Annotated in this window: 17 protein-coding genes; 13 read left to right on the top strand and 4 right to left on the bottom strand. The window is 43.8% G+C overall.

The genetic code is table 11. The features are described from left to right. Positions 1-37 precede the first annotated feature (37 nt). Positions 38-841 carry a sterol desaturase family protein gene (locus L0992_08305; GenBank protein ID XGB65731.1) on the top strand — a complete coding sequence of 268 codons (804 nt, stop codon included), beginning with the start codon at positions 38-40 and terminating at the stop codon, positions 839-841. A 291-nt stretch (positions 842-1,132) separates the two neighbouring features. Here the strand turns inward: L0992_08305 and L0992_08300 are convergent, their stop codons facing one another. Continuing rightward, positions 1,133-3,187 (bottom strand): methyl-accepting chemotaxis protein, encoded by a 2,055-nt coding sequence (locus L0992_08300; protein XGB65730.1) that lies wholly within the window; start codon positions 3,185-3,187, stop codon positions 1,133-1,135. 104 nt (positions 3,188-3,291) lie between these two features. Between L0992_08300 and L0992_08295 the strand changes: the two genes are divergently transcribed. Continuing rightward, a complete protein-coding gene (locus L0992_08295) occupies positions 3,292-3,777 on the top strand; it encodes an NlpC/P60 family protein (protein XGB65729.1) in 486 nt (161 codons plus the stop codon). 87 nt (positions 3,778-3,864) lie between these two features. Here the strand turns inward: L0992_08295 and L0992_08290 are convergent, their stop codons facing one another. Continuing rightward, positions 3,865-4,209, bottom strand: coding sequence for a DUF3802 family protein (locus L0992_08290; protein ID XGB65728.1), 345 nt, complete (start codon positions 4,207-4,209; stop codon positions 3,865-3,867). A 546-nt stretch (positions 4,210-4,755) separates the two neighbouring features. Between L0992_08290 and L0992_08285 the strand changes: the two genes are divergently transcribed. Together L0992_08285 and L0992_08280 are read left to right on the top strand one after the other, a co-directional pair. Next, on the top strand, positions 4,756-5,622 hold the full coding sequence (locus tag L0992_08285) for a fructosamine kinase family protein (GenBank protein XGB65727.1): 867 nt from the start codon (positions 4,756-4,758) through the stop codon (positions 5,620-5,622). Between the two features lie 63 nt (positions 5,623-5,685). After that, positions 5,686-5,889 carry a CPXCG motif-containing cysteine-rich protein gene (locus L0992_08280; GenBank protein XGB65726.1) on the top strand — a complete coding sequence of 68 codons (204 nt, stop codon included), beginning with the start codon at positions 5,686-5,688 and terminating at the stop codon, positions 5,887-5,889. A 107-nt stretch (positions 5,890-5,996) separates the two neighbouring features. On the opposite strand, the gene L0992_08275 is transcribed toward L0992_08280, so the two are convergent. Then, complete coding sequence (locus L0992_08275; GenBank protein XGB65725.1) at positions 5,997-6,605, bottom strand: riboflavin synthase; 609 nt, start codon at positions 6,603-6,605, stop codon at positions 5,997-5,999. 427 nt (positions 6,606-7,032) lie between these two features. On the opposite strand from L0992_08275, the gene L0992_08270 reads away from it, so the two are divergent. Then, positions 7,033-8,403 (top strand): MATE family efflux transporter, encoded by a 1,371-nt coding sequence (locus L0992_08270; protein XGB65724.1) that lies wholly within the window; start codon positions 7,033-7,035, stop codon positions 8,401-8,403. A 124-nt stretch (positions 8,404-8,527) separates the two neighbouring features. Here the strand turns inward: L0992_08270 and L0992_08265 are convergent, their stop codons facing one another. Next, positions 8,528-9,370 (bottom strand): DNA ligase, encoded by an 843-nt coding sequence (locus L0992_08265; GenBank protein ID XGB65723.1) that lies wholly within the window; start codon positions 9,368-9,370, stop codon positions 8,528-8,530. Positions 9,371-9,706: 336 nt separating this feature from the next. Here L0992_08265 and L0992_08260 point away from each other — a divergent pair, with 336 nt between their 5' ends. From L0992_08260 to L0992_08225, 8 genes are all read left to right on the top strand, one after another. Beyond that, a complete protein-coding gene (locus L0992_08260) occupies positions 9,707-10,036 on the top strand; it encodes an STAS domain-containing protein (GenBank protein ID XGB65722.1) in 330 nt (109 codons plus the stop codon). Positions 10,037-10,098: 62 nt separating this feature from the next. After that, on the top strand, positions 10,099-10,932 hold the full coding sequence (locus tag L0992_08255) for an OmpA family protein (GenBank protein XGB65721.1): 834 nt from the start codon (positions 10,099-10,101) through the stop codon (positions 10,930-10,932). Further along, positions 10,929-13,028: an SLBB domain-containing protein gene (locus L0992_08250; protein XGB65720.1), complete on the top strand. Its 2,100-nt coding sequence runs from the start codon at positions 10,929-10,931 to the stop codon at positions 13,026-13,028. Before L0992_08255 ends, L0992_08250 begins: the two co-directional genes overlap by 4 nt. Further along, positions 13,028-13,717: a chromosome partitioning protein ParA gene (locus L0992_08245; protein XGB65719.1), complete on the top strand. Its 690-nt coding sequence runs from the start codon at positions 13,028-13,030 to the stop codon at positions 13,715-13,717. The genes L0992_08250 and L0992_08245 overlap by 1 nt, the downstream gene beginning before the upstream one ends. 554 nt (positions 13,718-14,271) lie before the next feature. Next, positions 14,272-15,264, top strand: a complete 993-nt coding sequence (locus tag L0992_08240; GenBank protein XGB65718.1) for an ABC transporter substrate-binding protein — start codon at positions 14,272-14,274, stop codon at positions 15,262-15,264. Positions 15,265-15,424: 160 nt separating this feature from the next. Beyond that, complete coding sequence (locus L0992_08235; protein ID XGB65717.1) at positions 15,425-16,324, top strand: proline/glycine betaine ABC transporter permease; 900 nt, start codon at positions 15,425-15,427, stop codon at positions 16,322-16,324. After that, on the top strand, positions 16,317-17,549 hold the full coding sequence (locus tag L0992_08230; GenBank protein XGB65716.1) for a glycine betaine/L-proline ABC transporter ATP-binding protein: 1,233 nt from the start codon (positions 16,317-16,319) through the stop codon (positions 17,547-17,549). Before L0992_08235 ends, L0992_08230 begins: the two co-directional genes overlap by 8 nt. A gap of 379 nt (positions 17,550-17,928) precedes the next feature. Continuing rightward, a complete protein-coding gene (locus L0992_08225) occupies positions 17,929-18,333 on the top strand; it encodes an Hpt domain-containing protein (protein ID XGB65715.1) in 405 nt (134 codons plus the stop codon). Positions 18,334-18,337: the final 4 nt, after the last annotated feature.

Genomic DNA, 18,337 nt, shown 5'->3' with positions numbered 1-18,337 from the left:
TACTTACAGTGGCTTGATAATGATAGAAGGAATTCTTATGCAGGACCCATCGCTACTTCGCCTTGTCTGTTTTATCACCGCTTTCATCTTGTGTGCGCTGTGGGAGTACCGTGCTCCTCGAAAAACACTGACTCAAAACAAGTGGTTTCGTTGGGGAAATAACTTCTCGTTGATGGCGGTTAATAGCATTTTGTTGGCAACATTAATTCCCGTAGCAGCGTTTCAAGCGGCTTTGATTGCTGAGCAAAACCAATGGGGTCTGTTTAATAACATCGTGCTTCCTTTTGAAATCACCGTGTTTCTCTGTGTCGTGTTGTTGGACCTTGCCATTTACACGCAACATCTCGTCTTCCACCGCATTCCCCTGCTTTGGAAACTTCATCGTGTTCATCACGCAGATCTGGATATTGATGTAACGACAGGCACACGCTTCCACCCGATTGAGATGATCTTATCAATGCTGATTAAAGTGGCGTTGATTTTTGTACTCGGCGTACCGGCTTTAGCGGTGGTGATATTCGAAGTGGTGTTGAATGTGAGTGCGATGTTCAACCATAGTAATGGTCGTTTGCCGTTATGGTTCGATAAGCAATTGCGCAAAGTGATTGTCACACCTGACATGCATCGAGTGCATCACTCTGTGATCGTCAAAGAAACGCATTCGAATTTTGGTTTCTTTTTATCGGTGTGGGACATTTGGTTCAAAACCTATCGCGCTCAACCTAAGCTTGGTCACGACAAGGTAAGCATTGGCGTCCCTGAGATACGCGATGGAAAAGAACAAAGGCTAGATAAGTTGATTACCCAGCCATTTAGATACAACGAGAAACCGAATAATTAGACGGAAACCAAAATATCACGTTGAACCAAGATATTACGCTTTGAGTTCGCGCAGGTGGCGGTAATTAGCTGCGATTGTTTGTACGCTGGTCAGCCTTCGTTTTGATCTGATTTGGGTGGTGATCAGTGGTGTTGCATCACTTATCTTCTTCCAACACATCATGCCTACTCTGTTTATGTAAGCACGTCATCATAAGTAAGTAGTTAACGAATAAACGAAAGGCAGAGTATCTAACTCTGCCTTTTTGATTTTTTACTTACGAGTGAATACTGAAACTATGAGAACTTATCGTTATTTCGCAGCATCAAACTGGTATTTATGAAGCATAGCTTGTTGGTGTCCTGCGATTTCTGCCACCTGCTCTGAGCTTTCAATCATCGATTCAAGCTGTAATTTAGTATTCTCGCCTTGTTCGGAAACACGAGTGATGGAATGTGTCACATCGACCGTTGCACGAGCTTGTTGTTCTGTTGCCACCATGATTTGTTCAACACGTCCTTTAATCTGGCTAACTGCTACCTCGATTTTTTCAAAAGCTTGCTTCACATCGCCACTGGTTTGCAGTGCATTGGCCATTTCACTTCGAGATTCAGTAACAGACGTTCGAGAGCGATCAGCTGCAGCCACCAGCTCATTCATCATATTGCGAATATTGGTGGTTTGCTGAGACGTGCCACTCGCCAATTTGCGTACTTCGTCGGCAACGACAGCAAAGCCGCGACCTTGCTCGCCTGCTCGCGCTGCTTCAATGGCCGCATTCAGTGCTAACAAGTTGGTGTTTTCTGCAATGCCACTGATCATGTCGACCATTTCACGAATCTGTTTCACGCGGCCATCAAGGTCGGCCATTGATTCTTCGTTCATGCTTAGTGAATGTTCTAACGCTTGTAAACGTTGCTGGTTAAGCCCCACCACTTGGCTACCATTGACTGACTCGTCTTCGGCAACTTGTGCATCGTCATTGGATGCGTTCGAAATACGTGCAATTTCACCGATTGACGCTTCCAGTTCAGTAATCGTAGTGATCATGTTCTGTAGCGATTCGTTTTGCTCATTCAAGCTAGAATTGGTTTGTTCTGCAGCGTCGTGGCTTACTTCAGCCGTTTGGTAAAGCGTTTCACAGTTACGAGTTACCAAGCGAACTGAGTCTGCGGTCGAATCGACGACGGTATTCAGTTTCGAGGCAATTACTTGTAACTCTAATGGACCCACCAATGCACTGTGCTTCGAGAAATCGTGGTTTGCGAGCAAGCTTAATTGTTGAGTCATGTTTTTCAGTCCTTTGTTTACCCAGCGGCGTAGTACTAACCATGAGATCACAATGATCACGGCGATTACTAGCCCACTAATAAACAACACACGGTCAATGTTGGTGATGGTCTGATTTACGAACAGTTCGCTTTCATCAATCAGGTGTGCAGCGGTCGAAGATAACTGGTTCAATGTATTAATAACGGTATTCGCCAATGTAATCACTTGGGCTAGGTTCTGCTCTTGCTGCTTAACCAGTTCCAATTTAAGCAGTATTTGTCTAATCACGCCTTCGTCTGTGAAGCCCTCTTTTACCATCTCATAAGGTGCGGTAAGGCTTGCGAACTCCGCGATGTCTGGGTGCCAATCAGCAAAGTCACTGTAAGCTAAGTTAAGGCCAGCGATTCGGTTTCTTAGTTGGCGGTATTCGTCTTGTGCTTTATCGATGTCAGATTGCATCATTAGCATTAAGAAGGTGTTGGCCATTGCTGACGCGCTCGATGTAAAGCGGTTCGCAGCGTCACTGGCTTCTGGATTGTCCTCGACTAAAAACGAACTGATTCGGTTCATTTCTGGTCCGATAGAGCCGACACCGTAACGAAACTCGCCCATTTTGCTGTCGATCAGGTTCTGTTTACTTTGAATATCAATTTGCGCCAACAGAACCGTATTGGTCATCTGTTGCAGTTGAGCCATATCATCAATAAGGATTTGTTGCTGTTCTAAAGAGATCGCATCAGGAAAAGATTGGGAGATAAAAAGGAGTTCCTCTAGGATCGCGTTACTCTCGGAAGCGAGTTGATCAATTGAGCCTCGTGTTGCGTTAAGTGTGTCTAAATCGGTTGATTGAGTGCTGTAAGTGAGAAGTTTGACTTGTTCTAATACGCTTTGCGTTAATTCTGCGTTGTGAAGTGCGAGTGGTAACGCCTGTTCCGATAGCGTATCGAAATACCCTCCGACTCGCTCAACACCTCTTATACTGACCATAGATAAAAAGCTGACAAGTAACAGAATGGAAATAAAGACAGCACTAACGGTTTGGATGAGCGAGAATGTATAACGTGAGGGTTTTATTGATAAATTTGTGTCGGGCATGTGAAATCCAGTTTGACTACGAAAAGAGATATCCTTAAGTTAGTCCGTATACTAGAAGTCCTTGATGACGCTTTTATTTCATTTTTTTTTCAGAAGAGTTACATATGAAATTCAGAAAAATGCTTGCAGTTACAATAACTTTCGCAACATTAGCTGCATGTAGCTCGCCCCCGTCTCCTTCTCAGCTTAGTCAAACCGCACAGAAACCTTTATCAAAGTCAGAACAATTGACTACAAATGCTTATATGAGCGTGTATGAGCAGTGGAAAGGTGTGCCGTACCATTTCGGCGGAACGTCATTTAGAGGTGTAGATTGCTCCGCTTTTGTACAGATTGCCGTCCAAAATGCGACCCAACAAGCCCTACCAAGAACCACAAAAGATCAGAGCCAAAAGGGAAAAGAAATTGCGTATGAACAGGCAACGAGTGGCGACTTGGTGTTTTTTAAGACATCGATGACAGTGCGACACGTTGGCGTTTACTTAGGAAACAACCAATTTCTACATGCATCTACATCGAAAGGTGTGATTATATCGAGGTTGGACAACCCTTATTGGGCTTCCAAGTTTTGGCACTTTAGGCGTTTATAGCGGTTCAAGAGATTCACCGCTGAACGACATAACATCAAACGTTACGGCTTAAACGCCTTTTACTATTTTGGATTGATACGCGAATAGTTAGTCGTATTTAGCGACAGCCGTATCAAACAGGTTTTTCACTAACGCGATGTATTCGTCTAGGAATACGATCTGTTCGTTAGTCGCCTTCTTAGCCCACACACCTGCTAATACTTCACCTAAATCCGCAACAACGGCGTCTGCTTCTTTCAGCAGTTGAAAACGTACACTCGCGTGCAGTTCGGGGTTTTGTTCGAAGATAGCCATGATGTTCGTTGAAATCATGTCTGTAATAATGTCTTCGACACTTTCATTTCCTGTATCACCATTACCATTGGTAAATACGTCTAGGTTGAATGATAGGTGCTCGATTAAAGCTAGATAGCCATCGGTTTCTACAACCACAATAAATCTCCGTTTTAAGCTCTTAAGCAGATTAACACGTTCTAGGCTAATACTATGTAAATGAAGTCATTTGTCATCATTTTATTGCTAAAAGTAATATTAAAATGATCTTTGCTAGCATTTAAGCTCAAAATTGAATCAATCTACAAACAAAGCAGAGAAATAGGACTTAACAACGGTTTCAAGTGCGATCCTGATGGGCACTCCCCCCGCCTTCCACACGACGCAATTAGTGGACTATTAGTAATTGCTAAAATTTAAGCGTAGACAATAGCAACCCACCTGCGATTTTCTAGTGAACGACCTCGAATTCCATGCCGAATGTGAAGCTAGTTCCAAACAAGAACGTCTTGCCGTCATACATTTTTTGTCGATTAATCAAAGGCATTGAAACTGTGTCAGGTCACAAATCCGCTAATTGATTCATATTGAGATGAATTAGAGCTGTGAACATTGACCAGTACGTCTATAAATTACTCAGATTTATCCTAAACTATTGCTATTAAACGATAGTATTTCAAATCAACAGTTCTGTGAGGATTTCCTATGTGGCAGGCCATTTCTCAACAGCTTTCAGATACGCTTTTGTTCAACTTTCAGATAACTGAACGTACGAAGGTCTCTGGTGGTGACATTAACGATTGCTATATGATCAGTGATGGTAATGAACGTTACTTTGTTAAAGTGAATCAGCGTGAATTTCTACCCAAGTTTGAAATTGAAGCTGAGAACCTGCGTTTATTAAGAAATACTTCCACCGTGTATGTGCCCGAGCTTGTTCTTATTGGGAAAACCAAAGAGTGCTCGTTCATTATCCTCAATTACTTACCAACTAAACCATTAGAAACCGGCAACAACAGTTTCGATTTTGGTGTTCAACTCGCCCAGCTGCACCAATGGGGAGAGCAAAAAGAGTTTGGTTGCGATCAAGACAACTACATCGGCAGTACCCTTCAGCCTAATCCGTGGCATAAAAAATGGGGACGCTTTTTCTCAGAGCAACGCATCGGTTTCCAACTTCAACTGCTGAAAGAGAAAGGCATTGAGTTCGGTGACATCGACGATATTGTCGACGTGGTGAATATGCGACTTGCAGGCCACAACCCTCGCCCTTCTTTGCTTCACGGCGATCTTTGGAATGGCAATGTCGCCAACTCGGCGTTTGGCCCAATTTGTTACGACCCGGCTTGTTACTGGGGGGACCATGAGTGTGATTTGGCGTTAACCGAATTGTTCGAAGGCTTCCCTAAAGAGTTTTATGAAGGTTACCAAAGCGTCATGCCGCTCGACGTTGGCTATACTGATCGAAAAGATATTTATAACTTGTACCATCTTCTCAATCACTGTAATCAATTTGGCGGTCATTACTTGGCACAAACCGAAGCGTGTATTCAGAAGATTCAAGCAGTTTAATACCAATTACAGCTGTTTATAACCGAATACGATTGGTATCAGTTACAGTGAGGAGAATTTGCCATGCATAAATACACAGAGAAACATGTCTCCTGTCCGCATTGTGGACACGGTATCAACATCACGCTTGATGCATCTAATGGTAGCCAAGACTTCTATGATGATTGTCCAGCGTGTTGCAATGCCATTCATTTGGATATGCAGGTCGACGAGGTAAGAGACAGAATCAACCTTTCGATTGATGCCGATGATGAACAAGTATTCTGATAATCAGTTTCTCGTTTAAACCAGGATCAAAAAAGAGCACATGAGGTGCTCTTTTTGAATTTGGTCGTCGGTGTGATTTTTCGCCACCAACACAATGTACGTACCGGCTATTTCTGGTTCGCTAATACACGCTCGACAGTATCAACAATTGCCTGTGTTTGAGGATCGAACTCAATGTTCACTTGGTCGCCTACTTCTCGGCCGCCAAACAAAGTACGATTCAGGGTTTCTGGAATCAGATGGACAGAGAAACGGTTCTCTTCCACTTCGCCAATCGTCAATGAACAACCATCAACGCCAATATAACCCTTGCTCAACACGTACTTCATCGATTCTTCTGGTAGTTCGAACCAAAGTGTACGGTTGTTTTCTGTCTTAATCACATCAACTAGGTTAGCCATCAGAGTAATATGGCCAGACATGCTATGACCGCCAATTTCATCACCAAACTTTGCTGCACGCTCAACATTCACTTTATCACCAACATTCAGTTGGCCTAAGTTCGTCAATCGCAATGTCGCTTGCATTAAATCAAAAGCAATCTGGTTTCCTGAGATTTCCGTTACCGTCAAGCAACAACCGTTATGAGCTACTGAAGCACCAATGGCTAATCCTTCAACCATTTCGTCGCTTAGCTCAATGGTATGAGTTTGAAACGACTCTTTTTTGTTGATAGCAACCAGCGTTGCCATGCCTTGAACGATACCTGTAAACATAAGATTCCTATTTAGCATTCTAGGGCGTGTTGACCTTTCGCGGTTAAATTTTGTTCGAGATAAAAGCGTTTTAATCGCGGCGAGGGAGAAGTAGCCTAGTCATTCTAAGTAAATCTCCCTCAACAAAGAGTAAAACGCTTGTAGCCGAACCCTTCGGGCAGCGTTTGCTGGCCATTTTTACTACGTTATCGGATTCTCATGTAGGCTAGCTACACATCGACGCCTCTGCCTTGTATAAACGGCCAGCAACTCGCTGCAAAAATCAGCTCGAAAGATCAACACGCCCTAATAACAGTTTTTCATAGCAGTTATTGTGACATTTCTTTATGATTCGTCCAGTGGAAGCTTAAGATCATTGTCTCTGAATCCTTCAGAATGGCCTTTCCTACACTATTATTCTAATTTTCCCTCTTATTTGGAGCTGTTTGTGCATCGTTACAAAGAAGAATCCTCGAATCTAATTAAACTTGCGACCCCAGTATTGATCGCATCCGTTGCACAAACTGGAATGGGTTTTGTTGATACCGTAATGGCCGGTGGCGTAAGTGCTATCGATATGGCTGCGGTTTCGATTGCGGCAAGTATCTGGCTACCATCAATCTTATTTGGTGTTGGCCTATTGATGGCGTTGGTTCCTGTCGTTGCACAACTGAATGGTTCTGGTCGACAAGTAAAAATTCCATTTGAAATTCAACAAGGCGCATTTTTAGCGCTCGTCATCTCTCTTCCAATCATTGGCGTGCTGTTCCAGACACAATTGATATTGGAGTGGATGGACATTGAACAACTCATGGCAGAAAAGACCATAGGTTATATGAATGCGGTGATGTTCGCTGTACCTGCATTTTTGCTGTTCCAAACCTTGAGAAGCTTTACCGATGGGATGTCTTTAACTAAGCCTGCAATGGTGATTGGTTTTATTGGCTTGCTATTAAACATCCCGCTTAACTGGATGTTCGTATACGGAAAGCTTGGTGCTCCTGCATTGGGTGGTGTTGGCTGTGGCGTTGCAACGGCTATCGTATATTGGGTGATGTTTGCACTGCTGTTCGCTTACGTTTTAACATCAAAGCGTTTAGCTAAAATCAACATCTTCGGTACTTTCCATAAGCCGCAACTTAAAGCTCAAATTCGCCTGTTTAGACTTGGTTTCCCAGTCGCAGCCGCTATCTTCTTCGAGGTAACCTTGTTTGCGGTTGTTTCCTTGTTGGTTGCCCCACTTGGCTCATTGATTGTTGCCGCGCACCAAGTGGCGATCAACTTCTCTTCGTTAGTCTTCATGATTCCAATGAGTATTGGTGCCGCCGTGAGTATTCGCGTCGGTCATAAGCTGGGTGAAAACAACACTGAAGGTGCAAAGATCGCGACACACGTGGGTATCATTGTTGGTTTAGTGACTGCATTAATGACGGCAGCATTGACGGCAATTTTCAGAGAGCAGGTTTCATTGCTGTACACAGAGAATACCGCGGTAATCACCGTTGCAATGCAATTACTGTTGTTCGCGGCGGTTTATCAATGTACCGACGCTATTCAAGTGATTGCTGCAGGTGCGTTACGTGGCTACAAAGACATGCGCTCGATCTTCAACATTACCTTTGTGGCTTACTGGTTGCTTGGCCTTCCTATCGGCTACATCTTAGGAATGACAGATTGGATTGTTGAGCCTATGGGAGCACACGGTTTCTGGGTTGGCTTCATTATTGGTCTATCTTCAGCAGCGACCATGCTTGGTATGCGCCTTCATTGGATGCATAAACAAAGTGATGAAGTACAATTGGAATTCAGTTCTCGATAATCTAGCCAGAAACAATTGTCATAACTAGCATTCGTGTAACCCGTAAAGACATAAAACAAAAAAGAGCTCTGATTTTCAGGGCTCTTTTGCTTTCTAAATTATTAAAATCGGATGACTAAACGACTCAATAATCACTCTTCTCTCGGACAAATCTTGCGAACTTTGGTTTACCGTTTTGAGTAAGGCCGTTGTAGCGAAAAGTAATACGGCTGCCAATCTCGGGTGGCGACAATCTCATTTTGTCAGTAAATCCACTGCCAATATAAAATTCTACGCCCTGTTCGTTGTGAACTAGGATAGAACCCATCATACCTTTGTATTTGCCCGTCCCGGTTTTATAACCAATCACTGTCGCTTCAGCATCATGGTGTCTTTTGAGTTTTAACAAATCATTGCTGCGACCTGCTTGATAGCGGCTAGTGATCTTGCGAAGCATCAAACCCTCGCCGTCTCGTTCATCTACGTTGTCTAGTTGGTGGAACAACGTTTCTTCATTCTTAATGGGTGAATGTTCAACATAACCGACGTGTGACTCATCGATCACGCTCACCCAATGCAATATGTTGTAATAACGCTTTTGGTAATCTCCGGCTGCACCTGGCATATCGAAGAGCATGAAGTCGATCTGTCGCCAAGCGTTATCGCTAGGTGTGTGATCTAACACAGTAGATTGAACAAGATGGAATTTCCCTCGTCCAGCCCACAGCTCTCCCTCTAAGTGCACTTGTGGCAAGCTCTCTGTAAACCACTTTGGTGCGTAAATTCGATTACCATTTCTTGTATAAAGATGCTTTCCATCCCATAAGGCTCGAATACCATCGAGTTTCTCACTCGTCCAATACTCAGAGACATCTATTCCTTGTTTATAGGTATTGGCTAATACTAACTGTTCAGGCGGTAAATAAGATGAGTGGGATGGCAATGAAAATGCCAAGAGTGTTGCAACCGCCAATTTGGTTAATCTCATCATCTACTCCCTATCCGCTTTCTGTTTTGATCTGCTATTTACTCGAGTACTTTTTCCTTCAAGTATTTTTATCCTATGTGGTCTCGAATTACGGTACGTGAGATTTCCTTAGAGATGCGATCCAATCTTCAGTCTTATTTAACTTAACGTTTCATTCGCAATATCAATCAATTGTGACTCTCAAAAATTCATTCATTTTTACTTCTCATATTGAGAAGTGGCGTTTCTCAATATGACACCCACCCAAAGAAAAACTCTAACTAATTGAAAATAAACAACATAAAAGTTGGCACATTCAGTGCAATTCTAAACTCATGCACTCAAGGAGATATCATTATGGAATTACGCAAAATTGACCTAAACACAACAACGCTGACCCTTTCTATTTTCGGTGATTTAGACGCAGCGGGTAGCCGCGATGCACAGACAGACATTGACGATGTGATTTCAAATGATGGTCACCAAGAGATCGAAGTCGATTTCAGTGAAGTGCAGTTTTTGGACTCTTCAGGTGTAGGCGCGATTGTTTATATGTTCAAACGCCTAACTGAACGTGAAAGAAATATGCGCTTGGAAAACGTATCAGGTCAGCCACTAGAAATTATGAATCTACTGCGTATTGGCCACGCTATCCCTGTTAACTCAAAAAATCCTACCAATTCATGAAGATCCACTAAGCTAGAAGTAACTAAAAATAATAATAAAAAGAAAAAACAAAGGACGTTGGCATGAAAAAACTTAAAAACTACATAGCCCTTTCTCTGTCTGTCCTAGTTCTGGGTTGCACAAGTTACCCAGAACAAGGCACCGGAGGTTTAGCGGAAAGTTACGACTCGATTAACTATCAGAACTCTGACTTCTCTCCTGTCATGCCCGATGAGCCGCTTGGTCCTGAACACGGACTACGTTTTGATTGGCAACTAGCAAAACTACATTTAGATGCCTTAATCCAAGAAGGTGCGCGCTGGTGCTTCCCTGCTGCCGTTGTTCAAGCCATAGAAAAGCAAAATCGTATTGCTCGCGAGCTACAAGGTGGTCTGTTTCTGGATGCCGCCAACGACCTTGTTATCCAAAGAAAACGTCTTAACGAACTTGAAGTCCAACTCGACTATGTTACTTCGCAAGCTCGCTGCGAACCGCCTAAAAATGAAAACCAATTCCGTATGCAGTTGTCTGTGATTGAACAGCTGTATGACTTGTTAAACGTTGATAATCAATTCGCGCAAGACTCTACCGAAGTGAACCCTAAGTACATGGGGAAACTGGCTGAGGCGTCTTACATTCTAAAAGAAAACAAATCGTTAGACTTAATTGTTACTGGACACGCAGATGCGACAGGCACTGAAGAGTACAACGATAAGTTAGCACTTGGACGAGCAAAACAGGTCGAACGTTACCTCACCATCTTTGGCCTTAGTCCACAACGAATCAAGGCTGTGTCTGTGGGTGAAACGGTACCGCTTTTTGAGGGTGAAACCGCAGGTACTCTACTAACTAACCGCCGAGTGAGCATTGAAATTATCTCGCCCAAGAACGCAGCGAAGATGGGAGGTGCACTATGAAAACACTAATCACATTGTTCATCACATTTTCTCTTTTCTTTGCGAGTTTTGTTCAAGCTAATGACGAGTTTTCAGACGCTGTGCAAGTCGGTGACCTGATCCAAGTTAATGTTCCCGGCGAAAGCAGCCTAAACACAGGCTTTCAAGTCGATAAACGTGGACGTATCACTCTTCCAGAAGTGGGAACGGTATTCGTTGCAGGTTACGACACTGAGCAGTTGAACAAAGTTGTCCTAGAGGCTCTGTCTACTGCTTATAAAGATCTTTCTAACGCATCTGTGTATGTGAAAGAGCAGCAAATCATCATTTATGTTCAAGGCTATGTAGAACAACCGGGTGAATACACGCTTGCATTGGGCTCTAGTATCCAAATGGCGCTGTATGCAGCTGGCGGTTTACGTCCGGGCGCACAGCTCGACAAACTGATCTTAAAACGTGGTGCCGACAAAAAAGAGTTCAACTACAAACGTTTTCTAGATTCCGGTGACGAAGCTAACCTACCGACACTGCAATCGCTAGATTCTTTATTTGTTCCAGCTTCCCCACTTGTTGGTAATATCGAACAAGAGTTTGATGCAGCAAAGCTTGCTAACTCTGGTGACAGTGCGGATTCGCGCAACGCCATCAAGGTGTTTGGCGAGGTGAACGCACCCGGCTCGTTTACTTACAAAGAAAACACTGACCTAGTTGATGTACTGATGCGCTCTGGAGGCGTAACCCGTTATGCCAGCGTCGAGCAAATTCGAGTAATTTCAAACAACACACCCACTCTGTTCAACCTTAAGCGCTACCTAGATTCTGGGGATGAAAGCTTGTTGCCCGCTCTGCAACCCGGCTCAACCATTTTTGTTCCGAAACAAGAAGAAGAGATTAAATCGGGTGCGAATATGGTCTACGTAATGGGTGAAGTCGCCGCTCCCGGCGCTTTCGAAGGCAAACGCGATGCGACCTTCATGGATATCCTTGCGAATGCAGGCGGCCCAACTCGATTCGCAGAGTCACGACAAATTCGAGTAATCAAAGCGGATGGCAGAGTGCTTAAGTTTGATTTAGCGGCTTATACAGAAGGCTTACCTAACTCTAACCCACCGAGCATCAAAGCTGGCGATGCTATTTTCGTTCCAGAGAAAACCGACATGAATGAGAAGTCTTGGTTGAAGATTACGCCAGACAGAGCAGTAAATGTAATTGGTGAGGTGAACCGACCTGGTCGTATTGAATGGTCAGATGAAATGAACTTCATGGGATTACTCGCTCACGTTGGTGGCCCTACGCTACGTGCTGACACCTCTAAAATTGAAGTTGTGACGGGTAGAAAGCTAGTCGTGTTTAACCTAGATGATTTTATCCGTAATGGTGCGCCAAGAGACCAAATGCCTCAAATTCGCGCGGGTTCTATTGTGCGTGTTCACGACTTACCACAAGATCCTTCGGACAATAAATCACAGTGGGTTCGTCAAAGCTCTGATGCTTCGATTTACATCTTCGGACAAGTGAATGCCCCCGGTCGTTACCGCTTCACCAAAGATATGCACTTTCTAGATATCTTATCTGCAGCCGATGGTCCAACCAAAGATGCCGACATACACAATGTACGTGTGACACACCGTGATAAAACCTACTCTCAAGTGAGTAAGTTAAACCTGTCACTGTACTTCGAAACAGGTGATGAATCATTGCTGCCAAACGTTACCACCGGCGACACCATCTACATCCCTGAGAAAGGCAAAAACTGGTTAGATACACCCAAAGAAGAGACGGTTCGAGTACTGGGCGCAATCAACAATCCAGGTCGTTATGTGTTTAACGACAACATGACCATCTTAGATATCTTGGCAGAAGCGGCAGGCCCTACTGACAATGCTTACGTAGAGAAGATTACTATTGTGAACATGTCTTGTTGCCAAGGCCAAGCTCGTACCTTCGACCTTGTTGAGTTCAGTAAAACGGCGAACATCTACAACCTACCAGTGCTGCGTGCTGGTGATACGATTTACATTCCAGACCGTCGTGAAAGCTTTATCGAGAAAGCCCGTGTTGGCTTGGATGACATCCTACGTATTACCACCACCATCGTGTTAATAGGAGCGTTATAATGACTATTTCAGCAACGCATGCCGAAGTTGAACAACTGTACTTAGCTTCTGAACTGAATGGACAACGGTCAATCTGTGTGACCGCTTGCCATTCTGGTGACGGCGTAACATCTATCGCAACAGCATTGGCCGAGCGCTTCTTGTTAGCAGGTCACTCTACCTTGTATGTAGACCTTAACCTATTCAACTCTGCGTTTAAGAACTTGCACATGTTTGAAGAAGAACACACAACGCAGCTCATTGAGCACGTAGAGTCTCAGCGAATGTTTATTGGTGTCCCTGCTCCGCAAGTTGCATCAACCCAACTTGCTTACAAAGATCCAGCGACCCTTAAACAAGCCGTGACGCAGTGGTTAAACAAATACGACCGTGTAGTGATTGATACATCACCGCTGCTTAATATCAACAAAGGCAATATTCCTGCTCAATCTGTTGCAAGCGCGTGTGATTGTGCGTTACTTGTCGTTGCTTATGGTGAAACGTCGAGTCATCACCTAGAGCAAGCCAAGAAGCTTCTCGATGCACAAAGCATCTCACTGATGGGTTGTGTAATGAACATGAAGGGCAACCCAAGCTTCGCTCAAGAGCTGATTAGACAAATCAATCGAATGAAGTTTCTTCCGTCTAAGCTTCGTGACCGCTTAGCCAACAAGCTTTATCAAAATGAGTTTTTGAATCTACCTATGTAGCATCTCCTACACGGTATGCCCGCTGTCATTTTAAAAGTGACAGCCTCTACTCTGGTTAGCTTTAGAAGCAATCCCCACTCTATCTGAATAAATCTTAGTTTGTTATTTTTGACGAAATTAATGCTAAAAATAAGATTTTTCAGAACATTCAACGCATTTCACACACGCCGACTATGGGCTTACCACCTTCAATTCCCTTCAAAGATCAACAGCCCTACGCCTAACTTTCGCGGTAATGTGACACAGACAGTTAAAGCGCCATGTAAATCGCATCAAAGATGGAATTCGTACGATTATTCCCTAAGATTATAAATAGAGGTGGTTTTTGACGAATTTGTAATAGTTTGACAAAGTTATCCGATGGCTGTGAAACACAGGGGATAAATCAAGCAAATCACACTTTATGCTTTGTTGGTTTACCTACTCATACTCCCGCCATCCCTCCTTCTGCTCAAATGGTTCAAATACACGGAAAGGATCACCATCGAGCAATTTAGTTAGTCAACAGACCTTGATTAGCTTGGTTGTATTATTAAAGAGAAAGGAAACTCAATATGAAATACAAGTTAAGCTCCGTATTTTTGTTAGTTGCAGCAGCCAGTGGTCATGCTAACGCTGGAGAATGTGGCAGCGTAACAATCGCAGACATGAACTGGAACTCTGCAACTTTAATCGCCAACATTGACCAATTTATCCTAGAACACGGATACGGTTGTGATGCTGAACTTATCCCTGGCGACACAATGCCAACTGGTACGTCGATGATTGAGAAAGGTCAACCGGATGTTGCACCAGAACTTTGGAGTAACAGCCTAAAAGATGCCCTTGATAAAGGTGTTGAAGAGAAACGTCTTCGCTACGCAGGTAAAGCACTTGTGAATGGTGGTGAAGAAGGTTTTTGGGTTCCAGCCTACCTCGTTAAACAAAACCCAGAAATGGCAACCATTGAAGGTGTACGTAAAAACGCCTCTTTGTTTAAGCACCCTGAAGACCCAGATACATCCGCATTTTACAGCTGCCCAGCAGGTTGGAACTGTCAAATCAGTGCCGCTAACTTGTTTGACGCACTTAACCTAGAAGACAGTGGCTTTACTATTGTTGATCCAGGCTCGAGTGCCGGTTTATCTGGTTCTATCGCGAAAGCTTACGAACGTGAAGAAGCTTGGTTTGGTTACTACTGGGCACCGACTGCGGTTCTTGGTAAGTACGACATGGTTAAAGTCGACTTTGGCAGTGGCGTTGATAAAGAAGAGTTCATCAACTGTACGACTCAAGAAGGCTGTGAATCACCAAAAGCGACCATGTACCCGCCTTCACCTGTCCACACTATTACCACTGAAAGTTTCGCGTCACGCGCACCGGAAGCGTATGACTACTTTACAAAACGTGGTTTCACCAACGACAAAATGAACGCACTTCTTGCTTGGATGGAAGACAACCAAGCCGATGGTGAAGAAGCGAGTATACATTTCTTAAGCGAATTCCCAGAAGTATGGCACCCATGGGTTTCAGACGAAGTCGCTAAGAAAATCGAAGCTGAGCTGTAATTGCTAGATTTAAAGACTAGCTATATTTCAGCAAAAACTAGATTTCACTAAAACGGAAATAACGTCGCTATACTTGATGTTATTCATAATTCGGAGCCTTGTTCTTACTCATATTCAGTGAATATTAAGGACAAGCCGCTCCGAACTATAAGGATATAAAATGGCCGACAGCAATTGGTTATCAAGCTTTCCAGAGATGGAACGCTCTGATTTACGAGCAATAAAAAAAGCGCTAGATGGTGCTTACCGCGAATTTTCCCGTGAATACGGCGAAACGATTGAATCATTATTTGACCCTCTTCTCTCTTTCCTTGTTTGGTTTGAAAAACTCCTCATTTCTACTCCGTGGCTGATCGTTCTTGGTGTGTGTACTGCCTTGGTATACGCCGCGAGCCGATCATGGAAACTGGCATTAGGTTGTGTCGTTTCACTGCTTCTCATTGGTTACTTTGGAATGTGGGAAGATACAATGCGGACACTCAGTATCATCACTGTGTGTACCTTAGTTTCGATTTTCCTAGGTATCCCGATTGGTATTGCGATGGCGCGTTCTAATCGTGTGCAATCCGTCGTGACACCGTTACTCGATATCATGCAGACCATGCCTGCATTCGTTTACCTGATCCCAGTGGTTATGCTGCTTGGTATCGGTAAAATCCCAGGTCTAATCGCTGTTGTTATCTACGCAATCCCTCCTGTAATTCGTCTAACTAACTTAGGCATCCGCTTGGTTGATAAAGAAGTGCTAGAAGCGGCAACCGCATTTGGCGCGAGCAAGAAACAGCGTTTGTGGGGTGTTCAATTACCGCTAGCCATGCCAACGATTATGGCGGGCATCAACCAAACTATCATGATGGCACTGTCGATGGTGGTTATTGCGTCTATGATTGGTGTTAAAGGCTTAGGCCAACCGGTTCTTAAATCCATTACCAACCAATACTTCACATTGGGCTTAATGAACGGTTTTGCCATTGTTGCCCTCGCGATTCTATTCGACCGAGCTTCACAGGCTTATGCGCGAAGAACCAATGCGCACCTAGGAGGATTCAAACATGACTAAACCATTAATCGAAATTAGTGGCCTGTTTAAAGTGTTTGGCCCTAAGCCGCAGTCGGTGATGAACAGAGTTAAGAACGGTGAACACAAAGACGAGATTCTTGCAGATACTGGCCATACTGTAGGTTTGAAAGAGATTAACCTCGAAATCAATCGTGGCGAAATCTTCGTTATCATGGGGCTTTCAGGTTCTGGTAAGTCGACCTTGATTCGACACTTCAACCGTTTGATTGACCCAACCGAAGGCAAGATCACAGTTGAAGGCATTGATGTAATGAGCCTCAACACTAAGGAATTGGAAGAGTTCCGTCGTCATAAAATGTCGATGGTATTCCAGCGCTTTGGCCTAATGCCCCATCGAACTGTGGTTGAAAATGTCGCATACGGGTTAGAAGTTCAAGGCATCAAGAAAGAAGATCGTTTAGCGAAAGCCAACGAGTGGTTAGAAACTGTAGGTTTGAAAGGTTACGGAAATCAATACCCTGCTCAACTGTCTGGCGGTCAACAACAACGTGTCGGCTTATCACGCGCTCTGTGTACTAACGCCGAAATCTTGCTGATGGATGAAGCCTTCTCGGCTCTCGATCCTTTGATTCGTAGTGAAATGCAGGATCAACTTATCGAGCTTCAAGAAAAGCTTCATAAGACGATTGTTTTTATCACCCATGACTTGGACGAAGCTCTACGTTTGGGTGACAGAATCGCAATCCTCAAAGACGGTGAGTTAGTACAACAAGGCACGCCACATGAGATTTTGTTGAACCCTGCCGATGATTACGTCGAAGCGTTTGTAAAAGACGTTAACCGTGCCCGAGCATTGACTGTAGAAACAGTGATGCAGCCTCCTCTATACCGCATTACTTCGGAAACCATTGAAGGTGCTCTTGCTCAGATGAAGATGCTGAAAAACGATTACGCTTATCACGTGACCGATGACGGCTATCAGGGCTTAGTGACCCAAGAAAGCCTGCAAGATGCGATTGAAGATTCCTCAGTGCATGATTTCAGTGAAGAGATTTACGAAGAAGTGCCAGCGGTTCTCCCTGATGCAGTGATTGAAGAAGTACTGCCAGACACCATGTCTTGTGACTACTCTCTTCCTGTTGTGGATGAGGAAGGTAACCTTAAAGGTGAACTTGAGAGAAGTGCTGTAGCCGATATCTTCTCTGAAAATAGCGAGGAAGATGTAGAACCTTCCCCAAAGCCAAAGATTGATAAAGCCTCTTAGCTTAAACACTGTTTTACTTTAGTTAAGCAAGATTCAACTGTTAGCTTAACAACGTACTACTTACAAACTTAACCTAGGCCACTGTATTGATTTGATGCAGTGGCCTTTTGTTTTGTTCAGCCTTTTCTAAGGCCGCTTCGCTTTACCATTCGTTTGTTAGACACTTAAGTGCATATTTCATAAGTAAAAACACATGAAATCAACTTGTTACATCCATAGTTTGATTGTTCAAAAACGTCCCTCAACACGATTTAATACCATAGTTTTTAAGGCAAGCAGTTGAAATTATTCTAGAAAATGACTAAAACTTAATAGTACCAATGAATATTAAGCTCAAGCAGACGTATTGGATTACGACTTAACAAAAGGACTTCGTTTGATGAATTCGACTTTAACGTCAGACACACCTCAAAATGTAACTAACCAAGTAGACCTCGAGCTTGTTGATGAAAGCGTTCTGGAACAAATGATTCGAGACACCAGTGCGGACATCATCCCCATATTAATCGACCATTACGTGGCAGAATCACAAACTCGTTTGGTGGCGATCAGAGAAGCAACAAGCAATCGAGATGCTCAAACACTCGAGTTTGAAGTACATACTCTCGGCAGCACTGCGCTTTCGCTAGGTAACCGCCCATTGGGCGAGTTATCACGTGCTTTAGAGCAACAATGTTTAGAGCAGCAACATGACGAAGCGTTTCTGCGAATTGATGAGTTGCTCGAACTTGCAGACCGCTCAATCGAAGCCCTACTTGAACGAAAAGAAGTGGGATTCAGCTGATCGT

The sequence above is a fragment of the Vibrio pomeroyi genome, from assembly GCA_041879425.1.
In the GTDB taxonomy this organism is placed as follows: domain Bacteria; phylum Pseudomonadota; class Gammaproteobacteria; order Enterobacterales; family Vibrionaceae; genus Vibrio; species Vibrio pomeroyi_A.
The sequence above is the reverse complement of the archived record's forward strand: the minus strand, read 5'-3'. Positions and strand labels throughout refer to the sequence as shown.

Bases quoted from the DNA above. Each gene is read 5' to 3' on its own strand.
- L0992_08295 (XGB65729.1), top strand. From the start codon at position 3,292: ATGAAATTCAGAAAAATGCTTGCAGTTACAATAACTTTCGCAACATTA.
- L0992_08300 (XGB65730.1), bottom strand. From the start codon at position 3,187: ATGCCCGACACAAATTTATCAATAAAACCCTCACGTTATACATTCTCG.
- L0992_08235 (XGB65717.1), top strand. From the start codon at position 15,425: ATGGCCGACAGCAATTGGTTATCAAGCTTTCCAGAGATGGAACGCTCT.
- L0992_08265 (XGB65723.1), bottom strand. From the start codon at position 9,370: ATGAGATTAACCAAATTGGCGGTTGCAACACTCTTGGCATTTTCATTG.
- L0992_08230 (XGB65716.1), top strand. From the start codon at position 16,317: ATGACTAAACCATTAATCGAAATTAGTGGCCTGTTTAAAGTGTTTGGC.
- L0992_08225 (XGB65715.1), top strand. From the start codon at position 17,929: ATGAATTCGACTTTAACGTCAGACACACCTCAAAATGTAACTAACCAA.
- L0992_08240 (XGB65718.1), top strand. From the start codon at position 14,272: ATGAAATACAAGTTAAGCTCCGTATTTTTGTTAGTTGCAGCAGCCAGT.
- L0992_08245 (XGB65719.1), top strand. From the start codon at position 13,028: ATGACTATTTCAGCAACGCATGCCGAAGTTGAACAACTGTACTTAGCT.
- L0992_08280 (XGB65726.1), top strand. From the start codon at position 5,686: ATGCATAAATACACAGAGAAACATGTCTCCTGTCCGCATTGTGGACAC.
- L0992_08260 (XGB65722.1), top strand. From the start codon at position 9,707: ATGGAATTACGCAAAATTGACCTAAACACAACAACGCTGACCCTTTCT.
- L0992_08275 (XGB65725.1), bottom strand. From the start codon at position 6,605: ATGTTTACAGGTATCGTTCAAGGCATGGCAACGCTGGTTGCTATCAAC.
- L0992_08285 (XGB65727.1), top strand. From the start codon at position 4,756: ATGTGGCAGGCCATTTCTCAACAGCTTTCAGATACGCTTTTGTTCAAC.
- L0992_08255 (XGB65721.1), top strand. From the start codon at position 10,099: ATGAAAAAACTTAAAAACTACATAGCCCTTTCTCTGTCTGTCCTAGTT.
- L0992_08305 (XGB65731.1), top strand. From the start codon at position 38: ATGCAGGACCCATCGCTACTTCGCCTTGTCTGTTTTATCACCGCTTTC.
- L0992_08250 (XGB65720.1), top strand. From the start codon at position 10,929: ATGAAAACACTAATCACATTGTTCATCACATTTTCTCTTTTCTTTGCG.